The sequence below is a fragment of the Nitratireductor lacus genome, assembly GCF_056431025.1.
Genome location: NZ_JBWKMB010000013.1, coordinates 104,088 through 128,737, shown reverse-complemented (window position 1 = coordinate 128,737; position 24,650 = coordinate 104,088). Strand labels below are relative to the sequence as shown.

Annotated in this window: 23 protein-coding genes; 12 read left to right on the top strand and 11 right to left on the bottom strand. The window is 62.1% G+C overall.

The features are described 5' to 3' along the window. Positions 1-2: 2 nt before the first annotated feature. The 5 genes from AC07E3_RS12900 to AC07E3_RS12880 all read right to left on the bottom strand — a co-directional run bounded on the left by AC07E3_RS12900 (position 3) and on the right by AC07E3_RS12880 (position 4,929). Complete coding sequence (locus AC07E3_RS12900; RefSeq protein ID WP_478362359.1) at positions 3-1,340, bottom strand: UDP-glucose dehydrogenase family protein; 1,338 nt, start codon at positions 1,338-1,340, stop codon at positions 3-5. A 264-nt stretch (positions 1,341-1,604) separates the two neighbouring features. Next, a complete protein-coding gene (locus AC07E3_RS12895; RefSeq protein WP_478362357.1) occupies positions 1,605-2,273 on the bottom strand; it encodes a helix-turn-helix domain-containing protein in 669 nt (222 codons plus the stop codon). A gap of 68 nt (positions 2,274-2,341) precedes the next feature. Continuing rightward, a complete protein-coding gene (locus tag AC07E3_RS12890) occupies positions 2,342-2,713 on the bottom strand; it encodes a DNA-binding transcriptional response regulator (RefSeq protein ID WP_336066497.1) in 372 nt (123 codons plus the stop codon). Positions 2,714-2,831: 118 nt separating this feature from the next. Beyond that, a complete protein-coding gene (fixJ, locus tag AC07E3_RS12885; RefSeq protein ID WP_336066500.1) occupies positions 2,832-3,449 on the bottom strand; it encodes a response regulator FixJ in 618 nt (205 codons plus the stop codon). Then, positions 3,442-4,929, bottom strand: coding sequence for a two-component system sensor histidine kinase NtrB (locus AC07E3_RS12880; protein WP_478362355.1), 1,488 nt, complete (start codon positions 4,927-4,929; stop codon positions 3,442-3,444). The genes fixJ and AC07E3_RS12880 overlap by 8 nt, the downstream gene beginning before the upstream one ends. Before the next feature lie 181 nt (positions 4,930-5,110). Between AC07E3_RS12880 and AC07E3_RS12875 the strand changes: the two genes are divergently transcribed. Continuing rightward, entirely contained in the window at positions 5,111-5,410 is a 300-nt protein-coding gene (locus AC07E3_RS12875; RefSeq protein ID WP_478362353.1) for a DUF6455 family protein, read from the top strand. A gap of 433 nt (positions 5,411-5,843) precedes the next feature. Here the strand turns inward: AC07E3_RS12875 and hemN are convergent, their stop codons facing one another. Beyond that, on the bottom strand, positions 5,844-7,220 hold the full coding sequence (hemN, locus tag AC07E3_RS12870; RefSeq protein ID WP_478362351.1) for an oxygen-independent coproporphyrinogen III oxidase: 1,377 nt from the start codon (positions 7,218-7,220) through the stop codon (positions 5,844-5,846). 178 nt (positions 7,221-7,398) lie between these two features. Here hemN and ccoN point away from each other — a divergent pair, with 178 nt between their 5' ends. The 8 genes from ccoN (at position 7,399) to ccoS (ending at position 15,498) form a co-directional block, all read left to right on the top strand. Continuing rightward, entirely contained in the window at positions 7,399-9,039 is a 1,641-nt protein-coding gene (gene ccoN / locus AC07E3_RS12865; RefSeq protein ID WP_478362348.1) for a cytochrome-c oxidase, cbb3-type subunit I, read from the top strand. A 12-nt stretch (positions 9,040-9,051) separates the two neighbouring features. Continuing rightward, positions 9,052-9,783: a cytochrome-c oxidase, cbb3-type subunit II gene (gene ccoO, locus AC07E3_RS12860; protein WP_025030523.1), complete on the top strand. Its 732-nt coding sequence runs from the start codon at positions 9,052-9,054 to the stop codon at positions 9,781-9,783. 12 nt (positions 9,784-9,795) lie between these two features. Then, positions 9,796-9,948: a CcoQ/FixQ family Cbb3-type cytochrome c oxidase assembly chaperone gene (locus AC07E3_RS12855; RefSeq protein ID WP_007009020.1), complete on the top strand. Its 153-nt coding sequence runs from the start codon at positions 9,796-9,798 to the stop codon at positions 9,946-9,948. A 1-nt stretch (position 9,949) separates the two neighbouring features. Beyond that, positions 9,950-10,816, top strand: a complete 867-nt coding sequence (gene ccoP, locus AC07E3_RS12850) for a cytochrome-c oxidase, cbb3-type subunit III (protein ID WP_292899453.1) — start codon at positions 9,950-9,952, stop codon at positions 10,814-10,816. A 140-nt stretch (positions 10,817-10,956) separates the two neighbouring features. Beyond that, the gene (gene ccoG, locus AC07E3_RS12845) at positions 10,957-12,549 is read left to right on the top strand and encodes a cytochrome c oxidase accessory protein CcoG (protein WP_478362346.1); all 1,593 of its coding nucleotides are present in this window, start codon (positions 10,957-10,959) and stop codon (positions 12,547-12,549) included. Continuing rightward, a complete protein-coding gene (locus AC07E3_RS12840) occupies positions 12,546-13,043 on the top strand; it encodes a FixH family protein (RefSeq protein ID WP_478362344.1) in 498 nt (165 codons plus the stop codon). The genes ccoG and AC07E3_RS12840 overlap by 4 nt, the downstream gene beginning before the upstream one ends. After that, positions 13,040-15,325: a cation-translocating P-type ATPase gene (locus AC07E3_RS12835; RefSeq protein WP_478362342.1), complete on the top strand. Its 2,286-nt coding sequence runs from the start codon at positions 13,040-13,042 to the stop codon at positions 15,323-15,325. The genes AC07E3_RS12840 and AC07E3_RS12835 overlap by 4 nt, the downstream gene beginning before the upstream one ends. Then, positions 15,322-15,498: a cbb3-type cytochrome oxidase assembly protein CcoS gene (gene ccoS / locus AC07E3_RS12830; protein WP_478362340.1), complete on the top strand. Its 177-nt coding sequence runs from the start codon at positions 15,322-15,324 to the stop codon at positions 15,496-15,498. Before AC07E3_RS12835 ends, ccoS begins: the two co-directional genes overlap by 4 nt. Positions 15,499-15,613: 115 nt before the next feature. Here ccoS and AC07E3_RS12825 read toward each other — a convergent pair whose 3' ends face one another. The 5 genes from AC07E3_RS12825 to AC07E3_RS12805 form a co-directional block, all read right to left on the bottom strand. After that, positions 15,614-16,039, bottom strand: a complete 426-nt coding sequence (locus AC07E3_RS12825; protein WP_065816238.1) for a universal stress protein — start codon at positions 16,037-16,039, stop codon at positions 15,614-15,616. A gap of 11 nt (positions 16,040-16,050) precedes the next feature. Further along, positions 16,051-18,744, bottom strand: coding sequence for a TRAP transporter permease (locus tag AC07E3_RS12820; RefSeq protein ID WP_478362338.1), 2,694 nt, complete (start codon positions 18,742-18,744; stop codon positions 16,051-16,053). Between the two features lie 78 nt (positions 18,745-18,822). Continuing rightward, positions 18,823-19,803 (bottom strand): TAXI family TRAP transporter solute-binding subunit, encoded by a 981-nt coding sequence (locus tag AC07E3_RS12815; RefSeq protein WP_336066531.1) that lies wholly within the window; start codon positions 19,801-19,803, stop codon positions 18,823-18,825. 290 nt (positions 19,804-20,093) lie between these two features. Beyond that, positions 20,094-21,416, bottom strand: a complete 1,323-nt coding sequence (locus AC07E3_RS12810; protein WP_336066533.1) for an aspartate aminotransferase family protein — start codon at positions 21,414-21,416, stop codon at positions 20,094-20,096. Beyond that, on the bottom strand, positions 21,413-22,318 hold the full coding sequence (locus AC07E3_RS12805; protein ID WP_478362336.1) for a MurR/RpiR family transcriptional regulator: 906 nt from the start codon (positions 22,316-22,318) through the stop codon (positions 21,413-21,415). The genes AC07E3_RS12810 and AC07E3_RS12805 overlap by 4 nt, the downstream gene beginning before the upstream one ends. A gap of 60 nt (positions 22,319-22,378) precedes the next feature. On the opposite strand from AC07E3_RS12805, the gene AC07E3_RS12800 reads away from it, so the two are divergent. The 3 genes from AC07E3_RS12800 to pcaD all read left to right on the top strand — a co-directional run bounded on the left by AC07E3_RS12800 (position 22,379) and on the right by pcaD (position 24,623). Further along, positions 22,379-23,242, top strand: coding sequence for a beta-keto acid cleavage family enzyme (locus AC07E3_RS12800; RefSeq protein WP_336066539.1), 864 nt, complete (start codon positions 22,379-22,381; stop codon positions 23,240-23,242). 81 nt (positions 23,243-23,323) lie between these two features. Next, positions 23,324-23,737, top strand: coding sequence for an OsmC family protein (locus AC07E3_RS12795; RefSeq protein ID WP_322339610.1), 414 nt, complete (start codon positions 23,324-23,326; stop codon positions 23,735-23,737). Positions 23,738-23,825: 88 nt separating this feature from the next. Next, on the top strand, positions 23,826-24,623 hold the full coding sequence (gene pcaD / locus AC07E3_RS12790; protein WP_478362334.1) for a 3-oxoadipate enol-lactonase: 798 nt from the start codon (positions 23,826-23,828) through the stop codon (positions 24,621-24,623). The last annotated feature ends 27 nt before the right edge of the window (positions 24,624-24,650 follow it).

Genomic DNA, 24,650 nt, shown 5'->3' with positions numbered 1-24,650 from the left:
ACTCACGGTATCGTTTCAGGACGACCGATGGAGCGATACTCCAGATCATGCATTGCAACCTGTTTTGGGTTGTAGAGATTGCGCCCATCGAAGATGATGGGCGTCCGCAGCGTTTTACGGATCAATGCAAAATCCGGCGCGCGAAAACTCTTCCATTCAGTCGCGATAATCAGTGCATCGGCCCCGCTAAGTGCGTGTTCCTTGGTATCACAGAACACCAGGTCCGGACGTTCCCCGTAGATTCGAGCGCATTCATTCATGGCTTTCGGATCATATGCCCGCACCCGCGCTCCGGCATCCCATAGTGCCTCCAGCAAAACGCGGGCTGGCGCCTCGCGCATGTCGTTGGTGTTCGGCTTGAAGGCTAGCCCCCAAACTGCAAACGTCTTATCCGAAAGTTGCCCTTCGAAGCGCTGCCGAACCATATCGAAAAGCAGCCGTTTCTGTACGTTATTGCGCTGATCGACAGCTTCTAGAATATTCACTTTGGCCCCAGCCTTCGCGGCAGTTGCGATCAACGCCCGCACATCCTTGGGAAAGCACGAGCCACCATAACCGATACCGGGATAGATGAAATCATATCCAATTCGCGGATCGCTGCCGATGCCAAGGCGAACCTGCTCGATATCCGCCCCTAGACGATCAGCAATGTTGGCCATCTCGTTCATGAAACTGATTTTGGTCGCCAACATGCAGTTCGCGGCATATTTTGTAAGTTCCGCGCTGCGTACGTCCATGACAATCATCTTCTCATGATTGCGGTTGAACGGCGCATAGAGTTCCCGCATGACTGCTTCGGCATCCACGCTGTCGGTACCTATAATGATGCGATCAGGTTTCATGCAGTCGGAAACTGCAGAGCCTTCCTTCAGGAACTCAGGGTTGGAAACAACATGAAAGCCCAATGCGCCAAGTGCCCGACGTTCAAGCTCGGCTGTGATCGTTTCGCGGATTCCATCACAGGTACCAACTGGGACCGTGGATTTGCTGACGACGATCTTCTCACCTGTCATCGCGCGTCCAACCGCACTGGCGACCGTCAAAACGTCTCTCGTATTGGCAGAACCATCTTCCATCGGCGGCGTGCCAACAGCGATAATCTGCACGTAGCCGTGCTGCACCCCCTCCCCAGCATCTGCTGTGAAACGCAATCTCCCGGCACCGTGGTTCTCGACCACTAGTCGCTCCAGACCCGGCTCATATATCGGAATTATGCCCTGCTCCAGCGCCTCGATACGGGCGGCGTCGATATCCACGCACAATACATCGTGGCCGACTTCGGCCAACGCGGCCGCCTGAACCAAGCCCACATAGCCTATTCCGAAAACGCTGATCTTCATCCAACCGTCCGTCCGTCAAACATGCGGTTTCCTCGCAACTTGCGCCCGGCGTCACCGGTCGCGGCTAGATGCACGGCTGAGTTGACAGCCTTCGTGCGGACTGGAGCGATAACAGAAGAAAACCGCGATGCAAACGGGCGTCAGAACGACAATAGCTGTCCCGGTCAGTACGCTACCTTCGGCCCGTCGAACTCAACACCCGACCGGAAAGCCAATGAATAGATCAGTCAAGGCGTATCAATGAGGTCTTGGTCACCCCACCCCTCAGTCACACATCGCTCTAAGCGCGCCGGCATCGATCACTTCCACTGTGCGCGTGTTCGCCAGACGCACGAGCCCCCTGGATTTGAATTTCGAAAAGGTTCGGGACACGGTTTCGATCGTCAGGCCGAGATAGTCGCCAATGTCGGTGCGCGACATTGCAAGCTGCACCTCGCGGTCGCTGTTCTGGCGTTCCATCATGTCGAGCAGGAACGCGGCAACGCGCTCGGCGGCGTTCTGCCGGCCGATCACGAGTAAGTGCTCCTGGGCCCGCACCAGTGCGGCCAGAGCGGCATCCAGCGTCTGGCGCCAGTTGGTCTCGCTCGCCGGCTGCCGGAAAACACGGATGCCCGCATGGCCCACAGCCTCGGCGAAAAAATGATGCTGGCCGTCGGCCTCGAAACCGAAAACCTCACCGGCGATGTGGAAGGCACTGATCTGACGCCGGCCGTCGGCAAGAAGGCGGTAGAGACGAACCGCGCCAAACTCGACCTGATAGAGCGCACTGGCCTGCTCGCCCTGTGCATATATCTCTTCGTTGGCATCGTAGAAAACAACCTGGTGAGGCTGATCAGGCGAAAAGGATGCGGGCGTCCTGCGCGCCTCGGCGTGATGCCGGCCTGCGCCGAAAGGAGCATTGAGCGTTTGGGCGGTTGCGGCCTGTGCAAACATGGGTGCCTCCGTCATGTGACGGTCCCTATGTGCCGCGATCGCAGGCCGCGCGAAATTCGGTTGTTCCCCTACGGGAATCTACGTAGCGCCGGCTTTTCCCCGTGGCCCGCCCGCTCCAGAAGCGCCTGAACCGCATTTACCACTGCGCTGCCCAGAAGTGGTTTTTCAACAGTGCGCATGTGCTCGGCCTGCGGCATTTCCTGAAGCGTGTCCGCGAGAAGAACAAACGGGCCTTCATCTGCGGCAAGCCGGGCAATCGGCATTCCCGCCTCGATGAGAATGTCATGGTCGACAATCATGCAGTCCGCATCCGCGCGCAGGCGCCCGGCTTCCTCAAGACTGTCCGGCACGACGACATCGAACCCCTCCGTTTCAAGCATGAAACGGAGCGACAGGCGAAAGGCGGAATCAGGCGCCACCACGAGAATCGTTCCAACCACACCGGCATCTCCTCACTACCGGGAGAATGCGCACCATCCGCCACGGCAGCACGCAATGTCAGCCAGGGTCGACCACAGCGCATTGCGCTGGATCAAAATGCCGCATGAATGGTGTTTGTCAGTGCGCCGTATCGCCGGCCAGCAGGGCCATCCGCACCAGCTCCGGCAGATTTCTGGCCTGCATCTTGGCCATCACATTGGCCCGGTGCACTTCAACGGTCCTGGGCGAAATGTCGAGTTCGAAGGCGATCGTCTTGTTGGGCAGGCCGGCGACGATGCGATGCATGACCTGCTGCTCGCGCTCGGAAAGCTGCAGGACCCGCTCGCGCACCATACCGGCATCCGCGTCTGCCTGCGGCCTCGTTTCCAGCTGCTGGATGGCCCGTGAAACGGCTTCCATCAGCACGTCGTCGGAGAACGGCTTTTCGATGAAATCCAGCGCCCCGGCCTTCATGGCCTCCACGGCCATCGGCACGTCCCCATGCCCGGTGATGACAATGGTCGGCAGCATGTTTCCATCCTGGCCCAGCCGGCGCAGCAGTTCGACGCCGCTCATGTCGGGCATTCTCAAATCGGTGATCAGGCAGGCGTTCCGCAGGCCGGGCGCGCTCTTGAGAAACTCGGTCGCCGAGCTGTGCACCCGCGCTGCGTGGCCGGACATGGTGAGCAGAAAGGCCAGCGACTTGCGAACCGGTTCTTCGTCATCGACAATGTGGATCACCACGTTTTCAGGCATTCTGCAATTCCTGTTCTTTCAGTGCCGGCAGTGTGAAACGGAAGGTGGCACCTTCCCCTGAGCTTTCGATCAGCCTCAGCATACCGCCATGGGCTTCCGCAATTCTCTTGGAGATGGCAAGGCCGACCCCCATGCCGCCACGCTTGGAGGAGACAAAGGGCTTGAACAGGCTTTCGGCGATCTCGTCCGGCACCCCGGAGCCCGTATCCGACACATCGATATCGATTGCGCCGGCTCCATCAGATGCGACTGAAACCCGGAGCTCGCGCTGCGTGCTCTCGCGCATGGCTTCCATTGCGTTGCGCATAAGGTTGATCAGGATCTGCTGGATCTGCACCCTGTCCACAAAAACGTCTCCGAGCCCCGGCTCGAACTCGAACACCGTGTGGATGCCAAGCTCGCGAGAACCCATCAGCGCCAGCGCAGCAGCCTCCTCGACAAGGTTCTGCAGGTTCTCCGCCTGCTTTACGCTTTCGCCGCGCGTCACGAACTCACGCAGATGGCGGATAATCTGCCCCGCACGCAGCGATTGCCTCGTGGTTTCTTCAAGAGCGTCGCGCATCCGCTCGGCAACAGGGTGGTCGAGGTCGTTCAGGAGGCGCTTGCAGCCCTGCACATAGTTCGAGACGGCGGAGAGCGGCTGGTTCAGCTCATGAGCGAGCGTCGAGGCCATCTCCCCGAGCTCGTTGAGCCGCGCGAGCCTGGCAAGTTCGGCCTGAACCTGCTCCATCTGCGCCTCGGTCTCGGCCCGTTCCGTCAGATCGCGTATGAAGCCGGTGAAATAGGTGTGCCCGCCGCTTTGCATTTCGCCCACCGCAAGCTTCATCGGGAAGGTCGAACCATCCTTGCGGCGCCCGACGACCATTCGGTCGATACCGATGATCCGCCGCTCGCCCGTGCGTTTGTAGCGCTCGATATAACCGTCATGCTGCCCCTGATACGGCTCCGGCATGAGCATGCTGACGTTGCGGCCGCGTGCTTCTTCTTCCGTGTAGCCGAACTGGCGCACCGCAGCCCGGTTAAACGAAATCATGATCCCCTTGTCATCAATCACCACCGTGGCATCCGGCACAGTGTCGAGAATGGAACTCAGATGCGCGTCCCGTGCCGCCAATTGCCGGCGAACCTGTCGGCCCGCGCCCTGAGCATTAAAATAAGCACCGCCCACATGGGCGAGCAGCACGAGAAACGCAATCAACGCAGCAAAGGCAGGAATGGAAAGCGGCAATGCCGCCAGAACACCAATGAGAGCGATGGCGCACGCAGTCAGTGCGACAGCCACAAGGCCTGCTGTGCGACCGCCGAAGATGGACGCATAAAGTGCAATGAGAGACGCCAGAAACAAAATCCACGTGTCGCCGAAGGCTGTGCCCAGCCAGAGCCGCGCCGCCAGCAGCACGACGCTTCCGCCGATTGCTATGGTGTACCCCGTCACACCGGCACGGCGGGCCGGTTCAGCCAGATCGAATTCAGGACTCACGCTCGCCCCTTCGCACGCAGTGCCTTGTCTCATGCATTATTTCGATCGCAGAGACATACCGCAAGTGACGTGCTGACGCGGGGCGTGGTGGACAGTCGCTTTTCCTGCACAACGTTTGATCCAGCGCAAAGACGCCCCGCCGAACAGCCGCCAGACTGGGCGATCACAAAGGATTATGCTCATGACGCGCATTTCGAAAAACATCGAAGCCCGTGCAAAGCTGATGGGCAAGATGATGGATCGCTGCGATGTCGATATCCAGCGACTGGCCGCGGAGCGTCTTGGCCTCACGCTTGCCTCGGCAATTCGGTCCTGCGGCCTGTGCCGCAATGCAGATTCCTGCGAGACATGGCTGGCTGCAACAGCAGGCGAAACAGCGCGCACGCCTCCCTCATTCTGCCCCAACGCCAAAGTCTTCGAGGCGACGGCCCGGACCGCCCGGGAAAATGCCCGTAGCGATCGGCCCGGCACAAACGCCTGACAGTTCCAGTCGCATGCGCGGCAATTCAGCATTCAATCCAGTCTGAAATCCTGTCCGAACGGCGGTTCGGGCTTTTTCGAACACCATGCGGCAAGAAAAGCCGGGCGGATGCTTCCCCCGAATCCGCCCGGCCGCCGTCGCGCCGCGCCGCCAGTGGTTGAACACGACGGCAATTTCGGCACGACGGCAATTCCAAAAAAGCGCTTTCTGAGTTGACCTCGTCCGGCGCCCACAATCTGTTTATCGCGTTCCCCAGAGCATCGGACCGAAAAGTGGAATCCGGTTTTCGGATTATTCCGATGCTCCATCAATCGTTTAGATCGTCCTTTGTGCGTCCGGATGGACGCACGGCGATCTAGGGTCAGGATTTGCGCTCGCTCAAATATCGCTGCGTAAGCACGGAAAAATGCGATCAGGCGCGAAGCCACACGCATCACACCGCAGCGGAATGGCGCGCTCCGCCCTGCTTAAGATACTGGTCGAACAGGGCTGCCGTGGAACGTACGAGCGGCCGCGCGTCATCGCGAACGGTGAAAACACCCGCCTCCTCGACCAGGCCTGCAGCACTGCCCGGTTCCTGCAATCGGGCGCGCGCTTCGGCAACGATCCTGCGGCCGCATTCGCCAAACCGGCGCACGGCTTCATCGCCTGAAAACGCGAAATCGCACATCAGCCGCTCGATCACCCAGGCACGGGCGTGATCTTCCGCGCTCAGTTCGATCCCGCGCGCCGTTGCGAGACCGCCGCTCGCAACGATCCTTTCATACTGCGCACTGGCCGGTGTGTTCTGGGCATAGCCCTGTGGCAGACGCGACACCGATGAGGGGCCGACGCCAATCAGCCTGCGGCACGCATCCTCGGTATAGCCCTGAAAGTTCCGGTTGAGCCGCCCTTCCCGCGCGGCCGTGGCGAGCGGGTCGTCCGGCTTTGCAAAATGGTCAAGCCCGATCGTTTCATAGCCCGCTTCCCGAATGATGCGCGCTGTCGCCTGCTGCTGCTCGAAGCGCTCCTCAGGCCCAGGCAGCCAGGCCTCGTCGATCATGGTCTGATGCTTCTTGAACCACGGCACATGCGCATAGCCGAAAAGCGCGATCCGATCCGGCGAAAGCGTCAGCGCCTGGCGGATCGTGTCGGCGACGCTCTCGCGCGTCTGGTGCGGCAGGCCGTAGAGCAGGTCGAGATTGACCGACCGCACGCCCCGCGCCCGCACGCCATCCACCACCGCTTTCGTCTGTTCAAATGTCTGTTCGCGATTGATTGCCTTCTGGACCCGCGGGTCGAAGTCCTGAACACCGAGGCTCGCGCGCGTCATGCCGATTTCAGCGAGCGCGTCGAAGCGCGCCTCGTCCATGTCGTTGGGGTATAGTTCCACGCTGATTTCGGCATTGTCGGCAAAATTGAAGGCCGTTTTGAGCGCGCTGCCCAACCGCACAATGTCGTCGGCGCGCAGCATGGTCGGCGAGCCGCCGCCGAAATGGAGCGCACGGACCCGCCCGCGCCTGTTCAGAACTTCACCGACCGTGCGGATCTCGCAGAAAAGCGCATCGAGAAAGGCAGCCACGGGCTCATAGCGGCGCGTCATCTTTGTGTGGCAGGCGCAGAACCAGCACAGCCGGTCGCAGAACGGGATGTGGACATAGAGCGAGAGATCGTCCCCTTGACCCGTCTCGGCCAGCCAGCCGCGAAACGTTTCGCCAGTCACGCCCGCATGGAAATGCGGTGCCGTGGGATAGCTCGTGTAGCGCGGCACCGCCTCCGCATAGCGGGCGGCGGGCCCGGTTCCGCTGACCTGTTCTCCTGCGCGCTGCATCGCAACCATTCCGCAAACATCCTCGTCTTTGCCACGTGTCTTCGCAACGTGTCTTTTCACGCCACGGCAGAGCAGGCTTTGACGCAGATCAAGGCGCGCCTGCCCCCATTGCCCGAAGTGTGACGCGTGAGAATCGGGGAACGGATTCCCGCAAGCTTTTTGAACTGGGGAAACAGCAATGAGATTTGGCACCGAGATCGTACTGGTCAGTCTGGCTGCGTTTGCAGCACTGGCCGCTGCGGGTCTGGCGCAGGATTCAGCCTTTCAGGTCCATATGTGGGTCCTGTTCTTTGTCCTGCTCGGATCGGCGATCGTTTTGATGCGCAACACGAGCTTTGCGCCCGCGGAGGCAGCATCAATCCCGTTAAGGCCCGACACTGACGGCTATATGGATGGCCCGGTGCGCTATGGCGTCATCGCAACGACGCTGTGGGGCATTGTCGGGTTCCTCGTCGGCGTTCTGGTCGCACTGCAGCTCGCCTACCCGGACCTCAACATCGAGCCCTGGTTCAATTTTGGCCGCACGCGCCCGCTGCACACATCCGCAGTCGTCTTCGCCTTCGGCGGCAACGCGCTCATCGCCACGTCCTTCTATGTGGTGCAGCGCACCTGCCGGGCCCGCCTCTTCGGCGGCAATCTCGCCTGGTTCGTGTTCTGGGGCTATCAGCTCTTCATCGTCATGGCGGCGACCGGCTATCTGCTCGGCATCACCCAGAGCCGTGAATATGCAGAGCCCGAATGGTATGTGGACCTGTTCCTCACCATCGTCTGGGTCGCCTATCTCATCGTCTTCCTCGGCACGATCCTAAGGCGCAAGGAGCCGCATATCTATGTGGCGAACTGGTTCTACCTGTCGTTCATCGTGACCATCGCCATGCTGCATGTGGTGAACAACCTGGCGGTTCCGGTCTCGCCCTTCGGTTCCAAGAGCTATTCGCTTTTCGCCGGCGTGCAGGATGCGCTGACGCAATGGTGGTATGGCCATAATGCGGTGGGCTTCTTCCTGACCGCCGGATTCCTGGGCATGATGTACTACTTTATCCCCAAGCAGGTGAACCGCCCGGTCTATTCCTACCGCCTGTCGATCATCCACTTCTGGGCATTGATCTTCCTCTATATCTGGGCCGGTCCGCACCACCTCCACTACACCGCCCTGCCCGACTGGGCGCAGACGCTCGGCATGGTCTTCTCCATCATGCTGTGGATGCCCTCCTGGGGCGGCATGATCAACGGCCTGATGACGCTTTCGGGCGCCTGGGACAAGCTGCGCACCGACCCGATCATCCGCATGATGGTTCTGGCCGTCGCATTCTACGGCATGTCCACCTTCGAGGGCCCGCTGATGTCGGTCAAGGCCGTCAACTCGCTCTCGCACTACACGGACTGGACCATCGGCCACGTCCATTCCGGCGCGCTCGGATGGGTCGGAATGATCACCTTCGGTGCGCTCTATTATCTCGTGCCGAAACTGTGGAACCGCGAGCGGCTTTATTCGCTGCGGCTCGTCACCTGGCACTTCTGGCTCGCCACCCTCGGCATCGTCGTCTACGCCGCCGTCATGTGGGTGTCGGGCATCCAGCAGGGCCTGATGTGGCGCGAATACGACGATCAGGGCTTCCTGGTTTACTCGTTCGCCGAAACCGTGGCCGCCATGCACCCCTACTATGTGGTGCGCGCGCTCGGCGGTGTGCTCTTCCTGCTTGGCGGCCTCGTCATGGCCTACAATCTGGCCATGACCATCCTTGGCCATGAGCGCAAGGAAGCACCGATCGGTGGCGCCGTCGCCCAACCCGCCCCTTCCCTTCAAAGTGCCGGTTAAGGAGCCCTGACGATGGCATTGTTGGACAAACACAAGATCATCGAAAAGAACGCCACGCTCCTTCTGGTCGGGTCGTTCCTGGTGGTGACAATCGGCGGCATCGTCGAGATCGTGCCTCTGTTCTATCTGGAGAACACGATCGAGAAGGTGGAGGGCATGCGCCCCTATTCGCCGCTGGAGCTCGCCGGTCGCAACATCTACATCCGCGAGGGCTGCTACACCTGCCACAGCCAGATGATCCGTCCCTTCCGCGACGAGGTGGAGCGCTACGGCAATTACAGCCTCGCCGCCGAATCCATGTACGATCATCCCTTCCAGTGGGGGTCGAAACGCACGGGGCCGGATCTCGCCCGCGTGGGCGCCCGCTACTCCAATGAATGGCATGTGGATCACCTGATCGAGCCGCGTTCCGTGGTGCCGGAATCGATCATGCCCAGCTACGCGTTCCTCAAGGACACGCCACTCGAGATCAACGATTTCTCGACCGAGCTGATCGCCAATCTGCGTGTCGGCGTGCCCTATACGGAAGACATGATCGCCAACGCCAATGCGGATATTCGCGCCCAGGCCGACCCCAACGCGGACACATCCGGTCTCGAAGAACGCTATCCCAAGGCGGTGCTCGGCGATTTCGACGGCAACCCCGATGCGCTCACCGAAATGGATGCGCTCGTCGCCTATCTGCAGATGCTCGGCACGCTGGTCGATTTCTCGACCTATGACGAAGCCGCCGGCTACCGCTGAGGAGGAAAGATCATGGAAGCCTATACCGCGCTCCGCCAGTTCGCCGATAGCTGGGGCCTTCTCTTCATGGCCCTCTTCTTCGTCGGCACGGTTCTTTTTGCCTTCCGCCCGGGAAGCAGGAAGAGCGCCGATGAAGCCGCACGCATCCCGCTGAAGGACGATTGAGATGAGTGAGAACAAACATATCGACGAGGTCTCGGGCGTCTCGACCACCGGCCATGAGTGGGACGGTATTCGCGAGCTCGACAATCCCATGCCCCGCTGGTGGGTGTGGACCTTCTACGCCACCATCGTCTGGTCCATCGGCTACACGATCGCCTATCCGGCATGGCCGCTGATCAGCGACGCCACCAAGGGCGTTCTCGGCTATTCGAGCCGCCAGGAGCTCACCACCACCATGGACGCCGTCTCGGCTGAGCAGGCGGATTTGCGCGCAGCCATCGCTGAAAAGCCGCTGGATGAAATCCTCGCCGACGAGACGCTGCGCCGTTTTGCCACCGCAGCCGGTGACGCCGCTTTCAAGGTCAACTGCTCGCAGTGCCATGGATCCGGCGCGCAGGGTTCCGCCGGTTATCCGAACCTGAACGACGACGACTGGCTGTGGGGCGGCGACATTGAAGCCATCCACCAGACGATCGCGCACGGTGTCAGGTTTGACGGCGACGACGACACGCGCTTTGGCGAAATGCCGGCCTTCGGCGATATTCTGAGCGGTGAGGAGATACGCCAGGTGGCGGCCCATGTCGTCTCCTTCACCGGAACGCCGTCCGATCCGGCTCTGGCCGAAGCAGGTGCGCAGGTTTACGCGGACAATTGCGCCTCCTGCCATGGCGATGCCGGTGAGGGCGACGTCACCTTCGGCGCACCGAACCTTGCCGATGCGATCTGGCTCTACGGTTCCAGCGAAGCCCAGATCGCAGCACAGGTGCGCCAGCCCAGACACGGCGTCATGCCGGCCTGGCAGGAGCGGCTTGGCGACTCGACGGTCAAGCAGCTTTCGGTCTACGTCTATTCGCTCGGCGGTGGCGAATAGACACGCCCACACGCACAGCGAATCCCGGCCAAACAGGCCGGGGTTCGGCCTCCCAGCCTCCCGCTTTGATCGGGATCAATGCCCGAGATGTTTCCGGCGACTAGACAGTACGCTCACAGAGCAGTTTGCGAGCCGCCGAAATGACACTTGCCACCGAAACCGCAGCCAGCAACACCGCCTCGGGGGATGCAGTCGAGCGCATCGACGCCGAAGCGGTAAACACCGTCGGAAAACGCCAGCCGCTCTACGCTCCGCGCAAGAAGATCTTCCCGAAACGCGCATCCGGGCAGTTCCGCCGCTTCAAGTGGCTGATCATGTTCGTCACGCTCGGCATCTACTATCTGACGCCATGGCTGCGCTGGGATCGCGGTCCCTACGCGCCCGACCAGGCTGTCCTTGTCGATCTCGCCAACCGGCGGTTCTATTTCTTTTTCATCGAGATCTGGCCGCAGGAATTCTTCTATGTCGCCGGTCTGCTTGTCATGGCCGGCATCGGCCTCTTCCTGATCACATCCACGGTGGGCCGGGCATGGTGCGGCTATACCTGCCCGCAGACCGTCTGGGTCGACCTCTTCCTCGTGGTCGAGCGCGCCATCGAAGGCGACCGCAATGCCCGCATCAAGCTCGATGCCGCACCGTTCTCCGCCAGCAAGCTCGCCAAACGAACCGCAAAACACCTGATCTGGGTGCTCATCGCCGTGGCGACCGGTGGCGCCTGGGTCTTCTATTTCGCCGACGCACCGTCGCTTCTGGCCGATATCGCAACTGCTCAGGCTGCGCCCGTTGCCTACATGACCATCGCCGTTCTTACCGCAACCACCTATCTGTTCGGTGGCCTCATGCGCGAGCAGGTCTGCACCTATATGTGCCCGTGGCCGCGCATTCAGGCCGCCATGCTGGACGAAAATTCGCTCACCGTCACTTACAATGACTGGCGCGGCGAACCCCGCTCGCGCCATGCCAAGAAGGCGGCTGCCGAGGGCAAGACCGTGGGCGACTGCGTGGACTGCAATGCGTGCGTTGCCGTCTGCCCCATGGGCATCGACATCCGCGACGGCCAGCAGCTCGAATGCATTACCTGCGCGCTGTGCATCGATGCCTGCGACGGCGTGATGGACAAGCTCGGGCGCGAGCGCGGTCTCATCTCCTACGCCACGCTTTCCGACTACAACGCCAATATGGCGCTGGCCACGGCGGGCGGCACGGAGACCATCAATCCCGACCGCGTGCGCCGGGAGGGCGGCGGGCTCTCCGATCAGGTCGCGCATTTCCGCTGGCGCAAGATTTTTCGCCCGCGCACCTTCGTCTATTTCGGCGCCTGGTCTCTTGTCGGGCTTGTCATGCTCTATGCCCTGCTGACGCGCGACCGGCTGGAGGTCAACGTACTCCACGACCGAAATCCGCAATATGTGCTTCTGTCGGATGGTTCGGTGCGCAACGGGTATACAGTCAAGCTCTTGAACATGATCCCGGAACCGCGCGTGATCCTCGTGTCACTCGAAGGCCTCACCGGCGCAACCATGAATGTGGTCGGGCTCGACCAGCCGGACGACCGTTCTGCAGCCGTGCCTGTCGATCCGGATCGCCTCCGCGAGGTCCGCATCTTCGTCACCCTGCCGGCAGACCGCGTGAGCGAGGCGGGGACATCATTCCGCTTCGTCGTCGAAGACAAGGCAAGTTTCGAAAGCGATGTCTACAGGGCAAGCTTCAACATCCCGGAGGGTTCACGATGAGCGGCAAAGTGCAGAAACAGAAGGAATTCACCGGCTGGCACATGCTCGCCATCATGGTCGCCTTCTTCGGGGTCATCATCACGGTCAATCTGACAATGGCCTTTTACGCGCAGTCGAGCTGGACCGGCCTGATTGTCAAAAACACCTATGTGGCGAGCCAGACCTTCAACGAGCGCGCGGAAGAAGGCCGCCAGCAGGCAGCACTCGGCTGGAAGGGCGAGCTCTCCGTCGACGGAGACGCAATCACCTACCGCCTTCTCGACGCGAGCGGCGACCCGATCCCGCTCGAGAGCGTCACAATGGTGATGCACCGTCCTGTCACCGCCGACGAAGACGTTACCCTTAAAATGCAACGTCTTCCCGATGGCGGTTTCGGCGTCGATCACGGCCCCGGCGACGGCACCTGGGTCATCAACATCACCGCAGACGCGGGCCTCGCCCATCCCTACCGCGATGTGCGGCGCATCACCATTGCCGGCGGAGAACTCAAATGAGCTGCTGCGCCCCCGGCACCGAAATGGCGCTGGAAGCCGAACAGGCCCGCGAAGCCGGTCCGCGCGCCGAAGAACTTGTGCTCGCAAGCCGCTCTGTCGGCGATGGGCTTAAACAGACCGATCTTTCCGTTCCCGGTGTCCACTGCGGCGCCTGCATCCAGACGATCGAAAACGCGCTCGGCAGGCTCGACGGCGTGGCAGGTGCGCGCGTCAATCTCTCCACCAAGCGCGTCAGCGTGAAATGGCACGAGGGGGCGCTGCCGCCCATCATCGAGACGCTGAACCGGCTTGGCTACGCCGCGCACCTTTTCGACAGTGTCGAGACCGGCAGGGATCCCGTTCTCTCCCAGCTCATCCGCGCCGTGGCGATCTCCGGCTTTGCTGCCGGCAACATCATGCTCCTTTCCGTGTCCGTCTGGTCAGGTGCCGAAGAGGCGACGCGCGACCTCTTTCACTGGCTTTCAGCGCTGATCGCCCTGCCCGCGCTGTTGTTCGCAGGCGGCATCTTCTACCGTTCCGCCTGGAGCGCGCTCAGCCACGGGCGCATGAACATGGATGTGCCCATCGCGCTCGGCGTGTCACTGGCTTATGGGCTCAGCCTTTACGAGACCATCAACAGCGGCCAGCACGCCTATTTCGATGCCTCCGTTTCGCTTCTCTTCTTCCTGCTGATCGGCCGCACGCTCGATCACGTGATGCGCGAGCGCGCGCGCACCGCCGTCAAGGGGCTCGCTCGCCTGGCGCCGCGCGGCGCGCTGGTCATTGCCGCAGATGGCGGACGCGATTACCTCCCGCTACAGGAAATAGCAGCCGGAATGAAACTGGTCGTAGCCGCCGGTGAGCGCGTGCCCGTCGACGGCATCGTGATAAGCGGCTCGTCCGAACTCGACTGCTCCATGGCCACCGGCGAAAGCGCACCGCAGCCGGTGAAACCCGGCAGCGATCTACGCGCCGGCATGCTCAATCTCACCCAGCCGCTCATCGTTGAGGCAACCGCCACCGCCGACACCTCCTTCCTCGCCGAGATGATGCGCCTGATGGAGGCGGCAGAAGGCGGGCGGGCACGCTATCGCCGGCTGGCGGACCGTGCCTCCGCACTTTATTCGCCCGTCGTTCACGCCACCGCCTTCCTCACCTTTCTCGGCTGGATGGCGGCAAGTGGCGACTGGCACCGCGCCATCACCATCGCCATTGCCGTGCTCATCATCACCTGCCCCTGCGCGCTCGGCCTTGCCGTTCCCATCGTTCAGGTGGTTGCCGCGCGGCGTCTCTTCGAAAACGGCATCATGGTCAAGGATGGCGCGGCGATGGAACGCCTCGCCGAGATCGACACTGCCGTCTTCGACAAGACCGGGACGCTGACGCTCGGCATCCCCGAACTGCGCAATGCGGACGAGATAACGCCGGATGCATTGTCAACCGCCGCCGCCCTTGCCGCCCATTCCCGTCACCCCTTCTCGCGCGCCATCCTGCGCGCTGCCGGTGCGCTACGGGCGACGGATTCCTTCGACAGTGTTGAGGAAATGCCGGGCCTCGGCATCGAAGCCCGTGCAGGCGAAACCGTCTGGCGGCTTGGCCGCGCGGGCTGGTCGCTCGGCAGCCCGAATGCGCATGAGAATCACGCGGACGGAACGGTCCTTTCCCGCGATGGCGAGGAATATGCCACGTTCCGTTTCGAGGACCGGCTTCGCCCCGGGGCGAAAGAGGCAATTTCTCACTTGAAAGAAAGCAGCGTCGCCGTGGAAATCATCTCCGGTGACAGCGCCGAACAGGTGAGTAACATCGCTGCCAGTCTGGGTGTCGAGCGTTTTCAGGCAAGCGTCCTTCCCGGCGACAAGCTTGAGCGCATGCGTGCGCTCGCCTCCGATGGCCGCAAGGTTCTGATGGTCGGCGATGGGCTGAACGACGCTCCCGCCCTCGCCGCCGCTCATGTCTCCATGGCGCCTGCCACGGCGGCAGACATTGGCCGCAATGCCGCCGATTTCGTTTTCCTGCGCGAGACCATGCTGGCCGTGCCGCTCGCCCGTGACGTGTCGCGCCGCGCCGGCCGCCTGATCCGGCAGAATTTCGGCCTCGCCATTGCCTATAACGTGCTGGCCGTGCCGATCGCCGTTCTCGGCCATGTCACGCCGCTGGTGGCGGCCATTGCCATGTCGCTCTCCTCGCTGATCGTCATCGGCAACGCGCTGCGCCTACGCATGGACCCGCGTCTGGCCGGCGCCGCCGAAACGCCGGATCCTGCGGGCAAAAAAGCGCAGCGGCTTGTCGAGGCGGCAGCATGACCAATCTCGTCATCCTGATCCCGATAGCGCTTTTCCTGGGAGCCGCCGGCCTCGCCGCCTTTCTGTGGTCGCTCAAAAGCGGTCAGTATGACGATCTCGACGGTGCCGCCGAACGCATCCTGCTCGACGACAAAGAGCCAGGCGAACCGAAGTCCGGGCGGCATCAAAGCTGATCCGCCGTTTTTCCTGGAGCGGTTCACCGTTTCATGGAAACGCCGCCTCGCCCCATCTCCTTGTTCTTCCGCATTTATGCGGACGTCAGATGAACCCATCTGACTGCGAAATACTCTACCGCACCACCAGAACAGAGATCGAAGCGTGCCGCACCACGCGCGCGGCATTGGGCCCGATCAAATAGTCCTCCGGGCTCGGGCGCGCCGCCGAAAGCACGATCAGATCGGCCTTCACCTTGTCGGCATAGCGCAGGATTTCCCGATAGATCGAGCCATGGCCGACAATGTGCCGGTGCTTGATCTCCGCTGGCACGTGCTTCTTCGTGAAGTCGTGCAGCGCTTCATTTGTGTGCTGGATGGCTTCCTGCTCATGGCCCTTCGGGAAGAAACCGCCGACGATCGACATGCCGTAATCGGGCACCACCGTCATCACATGCAGCCGACTGCCGAAGGTGCGCGCGTAGTCCACCGCCGTCTCAAGCGTGCGGACCTCGTCATCGGCATGGCCGAGATCGATCGAAACGAGAATGTCCTTGTACATGGAAATACCTCTCAGGCTTCAGCCGAACGTGGCGCACCGGCTTTCGGATTGCCCGCCAGCGTGCCCCCGCGGCGGCGCTGGAAGAACATCACCAGCACCAGGAGAAGCGCTGCCGGAAGGTAGAAGATTTCACGCGGCATGCGCCCTTCATTGCTCACTTCGACCGCGGTGATCCGGACAGGCTCGTCGGCATAGAAGTCCAGGCTCGAAAGAGTCTTGCCTGCCAGGCTGTTCATGTCGAACGGTTCTTCCAGAAGCACCTGTTCGCCGTCGATCTGCGCGACCAGGCCGGTCGCCGCCTCAAAACGGGATTCACCGGATTCCCCCGCAGCCCCAAGGTTGAACGCCATGGTGCGCTCATCGATCTGGTCGGGGTCGTCGAAATTCGGCCCGCGGATCGTAAAGCGGATTTCCGCATCGTCCGGCTCCTCGGCCACTGCCTCGAATATCTTCGCGGGCTCTGTGGTGATGTAGGGCGGCTGTACCAGATCGAGGAAGAAACCCGGACGCAGCAGCATAAAGGTGACGAGCAGCAGCGCGATGGATTCCCACCACCTGTTGCGCGCCATGAAGAAGCCCTGCGTGGCGGCGGCAAAGATCAGCATCGCCACCGTCGCCTGCAATGTCACCCAGACCGCCTCAAACCAGCTCACATCGATAAGCAGCAGGTCCGTGTTGAACACGAAGATGAAGGGCAGAAGCACCGTGCGCAGCGAATAGAAGAACGCCGTGAATCCGGTCTTGATCGGGTCACCGCCCGAAACGGCGGCAGCCGCGAACGAGGCAAGCCCCACCGGCGGCGTCACATCCGCCATGATGCCGAAATAAAACACGAACATGTGCGCCGCGATCAGCGGGATCAGAACGCCATTGGCAGCGCCAAGCTCCACGATCACCGGCGCCATGAGCGAGGAGACGACGATGTAGTTCGCCGTGGTCGGCAGGCCCATGCCCAGCACCAGACTGATCAGCGCCGTGAAGACGAGGATCAGGAAGATGTTGCCGCCCGAGAGCAGTTCCACGAACTCGGCCATCACCTGACCGATGCCCGTCAATGTCACCGTGCCGACGATGATGCCGGCCGCTGCCGTCGCGCAGGCAATGCCGATCATGTTGCGCGCACCGAGGATGAGGCCGACCACCAGATCGTCGAAACCTTCCTTGAAGGCCGCCCGCTGCTCGGCGCTCTGCAGACCGCGGAACAGCGCCTTGAGCGGCTTCTGCGTGACGATGATGACGATCAGCAGCAGCACCGCGTAGAAAGCCGAGAGCCCGGGCGACTTGCGTTCGACCATCAGCGACCAGACCAGCACGAAGAGCGGCAGAAGATAGTGCAGACCAGTGCGGATCACCTCACCCGGCAACGGCAGTTGCACCACCGGCGCATTCGGGTCGTCCATCTCCAGATCCGGCGACTTGGCCGCATACCAGATGAGCGCCACATAGGCGATCAGGAGAGCTGCCATCAGCACCGGCGCCGAGAGGTCCGGCAGCATGAACTTGATGAAATTGATCGCGTAGTAGATCACGCCAATCAGAATGACGATGGACGAAATGACGATGCCGGAGCGCATCAGGGCCACCAGAGCCGGATGCGACTTACGCTTTTCAAGCACCGGCATGTCTTTCTTCACGGCTTCCAGATGCACCAGATAGAGCAGTGCAATGTAGGAAACCACGGCCGGCAGAAAGGCGTGCTTGATCACCTGCAGATAGGGAATGCCGACATATTCGACCATCAGGAACGCGGCCGCGCCCATGACGGGCGGCATGATCTGACCGTTGACCGAGCTTGCCACCTCGACCGAGCCCGCCTTTTCCGGCGAGAAGCCCACGCGCTTCATGAGCGGAATGGTGAAAGTACCCGTCGTCACCACATTGGCGATGGAGGAACCCGAGATCAGGCCGGTCATCATCGAGGCCAGCACCGCCGCCTTGGCCGGTCCGCCGCGCAGATGACCAAGCAGCGCGAAGGCCAGCTTGATGAAGAAATTGCCTGCCCCCGCCCGGTCGAGCATCGAGCCGAACAGCACGAACAGGAACACGAAGGCGGATGAAACGCCCAGCGCCACGCCGAACACACCATTGGGGGAGAGCCACATCTGATCCATTGCGCGGCTGAATGAAGCCCCACCCCAGCGGATGGTGTCGGGCACGAAGCTGGACGCACCGAAGAAAACATAAAGCAGGAAGACAATGGCGACCACGGCGAGCGGCGGTCCGAGCGCCCGGCGCGTCGCTTCCAGTAACAGCACCATGCCGATGCCAGCCACCACCAGATCCTGCGTGATCGGCAGGCCGGGCCGCTGGGACAGGTCACGATAGAAAACGAAGATGTAAAGCGCGCAGCTTGCCGCCACGATCGCGAGCACCCAGTCGCCCACGGGAATGCGGTTTCGCGGGCTGGAGGCCAGTGCCGGAAACGCCATGAATGCGAGAAAGAGGCCGAACGCCAGGTGGATCGCGCGCGACTGCGCATCGTTCAACACCAGCGGCAGGCCGGTCATGCTTGTCAGTATGAAGGGCAGGGGCGACGCGATGTAGAGCTGGAAGAGCGACCAGCAAAGCGCAACACCGGCAATGATATAGCCGGCGGTTCCCTCCGGATCGCGCGCTCCGGTATCGGATGACGCAACAAGATCCTGAAGCTCGTCGTCGTTCAGCGGCGCTGTATTCTTGCCAGCATTCTCAGGTTTCATCGCCATGCGCCATCCCCTCTCGATGGGTTTTCTTTATTGGGAAAAGAAGGGCGCCCGCATGGCGGGCGCCCTTTTAAAACCAGCTTATTTGAGCCAGCCTTTTTCCTTGTAGTAGGCTTCCGCACCCGGATGCATGGGGGCGGAGTTGCCCTGGTTGACCATGCTCTCCGGCGTGAGGTTGGCGAGTGCCGGATGCAGCGCCTTGAAGGCGTCGAAGTCCTTGAACACGGCGTCCACGAAAGCGGCCACAACATCATCGGGAACATCTGCCGAGGTCACGACGGTCGCGCCAACACCGAAGGTGCTCACGTCATTGTCCGTGCCGCGATACATGCCGCCCGGGATCGTCGCCTTGAAGTAGTAGGGGTTGTCGGCAACCAGCTTGTCGACCGCCTCACCCTCGACAGGCACGATCACGCTGTCGCAGGTCGTGGTGGCTTCCTGGATCGCACCGGCCGGGTGACCGACCGTGTAGGCGAACGCGTCGATATTGTTGTCGCACAGTGCGGAGCTCTGTTCGGCCGGGGCCAGCTCTGCAGCAACGGCGAAGTCCGAATTCGTCCAGCCCTTTTCGGCAATCAGAAGGTCCATCAGGGCGCGCTGGCCCGAGCCCGGATTGCCGATGTTCACGCGCTTGCCCTTGAGGTCGTCAAAGGACGCAATGCCTGCTTCCTTGCGCGCCACCAGGGTGAGCGGCTCGGCGTGCAGCGAGAACACCGAACGCAGCTTCTCGTGTGCGCCGGTATCGGCGAAATTGGCTTCGCCCTTGTTGGCATTGTACTGAACGTCGGACTGCACGACGCCGAATTCCAGGTCGCCGCCCTTGATGGCGTTGACGTTGAAGACGGAACCGCCGGTCGACTCGACCGAGCAGCGAATGCCCGTCTCACGACGGTTCTGGTTCATCAGGCGGCAGATCGCGCCGCCAACCGGATAGTAAACGCCCGTCACGCCGCCAGTGCCGACGGAAACGAAGCGCTGCTCCTGGGCGCTGGCCGTCCCGGTCGCCAGCGAACCGAGCATCGCGGCCGCGAGGCCAAAACCGAGAATGCGATGAGATTTCATATTGCGTCTCCCTACTGATGTTACGCGTTTGCGCATACGTGCACGTCGAAAGATGCTGCGGTCAGTTCGAACCGGCAACCGCAGCCGGGCATTGCGTGCGAGATGCCCGGCAAAGCGCAGTCCGAAAAAGACCCTGCGCAAAGCGTTAAACGCCCCCCGCCTCGAGTCAATGGCCGGAACGCGCAAATTGCAAAAACCTGCAACGGCAGGCTGTGTCAACACAGCCAGAGAGCCATGCACAAGCTTCTGTTTTTGATGTTTAATACTCTCTCCTCCTCCGTTTACGTAAATTACGCTGTCGCGGCGTCTACGGCCTCCCCGAGACGCTCCACGATGGTGTCGGCAACCACGCGGTCAATGATGAAGGGCGGTGCCAGCAATATGTGATCACCGCGCGTTCCATCGATTGTGCCGCCGGCCGGATAGACCATGAGGCCGCGCTGCATCGCCTCCTTTTTCACTGCCGCGTGGACGCGGCGCGCCGGGTCGAAAGGCTCCTTGCCCGAGCGATCCGCGACAAGTTCCAGCCCGAGGAACAGCCCGCGTCCGCGAATGTCGCCCACATGGGCGTGGTTGCCGAAACGCGCTTCAAGGCGCTCGCGCAGATAGCCGCCCATCTCGCGCACATTGGCCAGAAGCCCGTCGCGCTCGATCACGTCCTGCACGGCCAGCGCGGCGGCGCAGGCCATCGGGTGGCAGATATAGGTGTGACCATGCTGAAAGAGGCCCGATCCTTCCGCGAAGGCATCGAAAATGTGCTGCCCCAGAAGCACCGCGCCGATGGGCTGATAGCCGCCGCCGAGCCCCTTGGCGATGGTCATCATGTCCGGCGCGATCCCGTCCTGCTCGCAGGCATGCATGGTGCCCGTGCGCCCCATGCCGCACATCACCTCATCGAGAATGAGCAGCACGCCATAGCGGTCGCAGATCTCGCGGATGCGTTTGAAATAGCCGCTCACGGCCGGCACGGCACCTGCCGTGGCCCCGACCACCGGCTCGGCGACGAACGCCATCACCGTGTCCGGTCCCAGTTCGTTGATCCGGTCTTCCAGCGCCTGTGCCGCGCGAAGGCCATAAGCCTCTTCGCTCTCTCCGGCTTCCTGGTAGCGATAGGCGTAGCACGGGTCGATGTGATGGGTCTCGATCAAGAGCGGCCTGAACGGCTCGCGCCGCCATTCATTGCCGCCGGTCGCCAGCGTGCCCAGCGTGTTGCCGTGATAGCTCTGCCGGCGGGCGATGATCCTATGCCGCTGCGGCTCGCCTTTTTCGACAAAATACTGGCGCGCCATCTTTAGCGCCGCCTCATTGGCCTCCGAACCGCCGGACACGAAATAGGCATGGCTGATGCCCTCTGGCGCACCGGCAATCAGGCGGTCCGCAAGCTGCTCAGCCGGTTCGTTGGTGAAGAAGCTTGTGTGGGCATAGGCAAGCGTCTCCGCCTGTTTCTTCAGGGCGTTCACCACGTCGGGATGGCCGTGACCGAGGCAGGAAACGGCAGCACCGCCGGAGGCGTCGACATAGGCATTGCCCGCCTCATCGAAGAGTTCGACGCCGCGGCCACCTCTGGCAACGGGAAGGGAAGCGTGAATCTGACGATGCAGAATGTGTGTCATCTGGATTTTCCGGAGCGATGCGCACGCGGCGCGGGATCGAGCAAATGCGTATTGAGACTGGAAAGCAGCGCTTCGGTCTTGGCGATTTCCGCGAGCGCCTCCTCGCCTCCCTCGCCGGCAACGAGCGCTGCCAGTATTTCGGCGGCCGCAAAGGCCGGGGTCATCGTGTGCAGAAAGGAGGGGCTTTCCGTCGAAACGATCACGCACTGGTCTGCGAGGCCCGCCAGCGGTGAAACGGCGCTGTCCGTCAGCGCGACCACGGTCAGCCCCAGTGCCCTGGCGCTGGCCGCCGCTTCCACCGTCGCCCGTGTGTAGGGCGCAACCGTGGTCACGAACAACACGTCCTCGGCGGTCGCATGGCGCAACTTGTCGAGCCCCGCCCCGTTTACATGATCGAGCAGATGCGCCTTCTCGCCGAGAAAGGTCATCGAATAGGCAAAATGCGCCGCCACCGCATGGCTTGAGCGCAGCCCGAAGCAATAGATGCGGCGCGCTGCGGCCAGGGTTGCCGCAGCGCGCGCCAGCGCTTCCAGCGTGCCGGCGTCAGCGAGATTGCCAAGCAGGGCCGCCGTCTGCGTGGCGATATCGCGCGCCAGCGCATGACTCCCGCCCTGCCTCTGCCTGGCAACCTGCTCCCCCGCCTTACCGGCAAAGCCGAGCGCCTGTTCCTTCAGCGCGTCGCCGTGAAGCTGACGAAGCTCGTCATAGCCATCGAAGCCGAAACGTTTGGCGAGCCGCGTCATGGTCCAGGGCTGAACGCCCGCACGCCGCGCCTGCTCGCGCATGGAGAGAAGCGCCACATCACCCGGATTGTCGAGAATGTAGCGCGCCGCCGCGCCAAGCTGCCCCGGCAACTCGTTGAAGGAAGCGGTAATGCGGTCAGCAAGCGTGGCACGATCCATGATCACGCATCCTAGACGGGCGCTTCAGCATATGCAACAAATGTTGCATTCATTTTATACATGCATCAAATGGAGTATTCCGTGAGCGCCCACCGCGCAGCCATCGCCGTCGCTCCCAATGGCGGAAGACGCACCCGTGCCGATCACCCCGCCCTGCCGCAGACGGCCAGGCAACTGGCAGAGACTGCATCAGCCTGCCTCGATGCCGGAGCGGCCATGATCCACTGTCATGTGCGCGACGATCAAGGGCGCCACATCCTCGATGCCGATGCCTATCGCGATGCCATAGGGGCCATCCGGAAAGCCGTGGGCGAGCGACTTGTCATCCAGATCACCACCGAGGCGGTGGGGCGGTATGGCGTGCGCGAGCAGATGGACGTGGTGCGCCAGGTGCGCCCGGAAGCCGCCTCGCTTGCTCTCAGGGAATTGGTGCCCGATGCCGCCCACGAAGAGGAATTCTCGAAATTTCTCTCCTTCATGCGCGCCGAGAACATCGCGCCGCAGATCATCCTTTATCATCCTGAAGAGGCGCTGCAGCTCAAACGCATGATGGCGCACGGCCTCATCCCCTTCCCCGACATTCCGGTCCTCTACGTGCTCGGCCGTTACACGGAGGGCCAGCGCTCCGACCCTGCCGATCTCCTGCCCTTCCTTGACGAGGCCATGCCGGATTTCGCGCATTTCATGGTCTGTGCCTTCGGCCCGCGCGAGGCTGCCTGCGTCACCGCGGGATGCCTGCTCGGCGGCCATGCGCGCGTGGGGTTTGAAAACAATCTCCACCTGGCCAGCGGTGCCATCGCGCCGGACAATGCGGCCATTGTTTCCGGGGTGGCAGAAACGCTTTCGGCCCTTGGCACCCCGCTGGAGACTGCGAACGGCCTGCGCGAAAGCTGGGGTCTCGGCCCACCGGCAAAAGGTCGCTGAGACTTCCCGCCTTCTCCGGTAGACGCCGGGAGGACGCATCACTACATGTGAGCGATCTGAATTGCCTCTCTGGAGTTTCTCATGGCGATCCGCATCAAAGCAAAAACCTATGGCCCCTTCACCACCGCCATCGGCCCGGGCAAGGTGATTCATGTCGACACCGCGCCGAAGCAGACTGTCGCCATCACCTCGCCCTCCACGGAAGAGGCTGGCACGCCCGTCGACTTCATGATCTCCGCGCTCGGTGCCTGCCTTGCCCTCTCCTTCCATCACGCCGCGCAGGAGATGAAGATCGATGTCGGGCAGGTCTCCGTCGAGGTTTCCGGCAAGAAGGCCGAGGACCTGCCGGACCGTATCGGCAGCTATGACGCCACCGTCTCGCTCGACACCATGCCCGGCGAGGAAGAGTGCGCAGAGCTGATCAAGCGCGCCAAGGCCCGCTGCACGGTCTCCAATTCGCTCAATGGCGCGGTCAACATGAAGATGGCCGGCTGATTGCTTTTCCATTGCCGGGTCGATTGACGACGCCCTCCCCTTCTCCCATACAGAAGCCGCCTTGCGGCAAACCATGGGAGGCAGGTGCATGAACTTCACGCGTGTGAACGGCGTCGTCATTCATCACGAAATGCGTGGAACGGTCGGCAAACCCGTTCTCGTCTTCTCCAACTCGCTTGGAACCGATTTCCGCATCTGGGATGCCGTCGTCGCGCAGCTCGAAGCCGATTACCGCATCGTACTCTACGACAAGCGCGGCCATGGCCTTTCCGAAGCCACGCCCCAGCCCTATGCGATGACCGATCACGTCGACGATCTCGCCGCACTGCTCGACCACCTCGATATCACAGGCGCCACCATAGTGGGTCTCTCCGTCGGCGGCATGATCGCCCAGGGGCTTGCTGCCCGCTGGCCGCACCTCGTTTCCCGCCTCGTGCTCTGCGACACCGGCCACAGAATAGGCCATGACGATCTTTGGAACAGCCGCATCGAAGCCGTGAACACCAAAGGCATCAAAGCCATCGCCGACGGCATTCTCGAGCGCTGGTTCACGCCCTCTTTCCGCGCACCGGACAACGATGCTTTCGTCGGCTACACGGCCATGCTCACCCGCACCACGGTCGATGGCTATGCCGGCACCTGCTACGCCCTGCGCGATGCCGATCTCACCGAAGCCACCCGCGCCCTGAAGCTGCCCACGCTCTGCATCGTCGGCGATCAGGACGGTTCCACCCCGCCCGAGCTGGTGCAGGAACTGGCGGACCTCATCGGAGGTGCCCGCTTCGAAATCATCGCAGACGCCGGCCACCTGCCCTGTATCGAACAGCCCGAGGCGACCGCCGCCCTGATTGCAGATTTTCTGCGCGAGACCACGCCCGCCGCCTGAGACGCCGGCACTTTGGATGACAAGAGG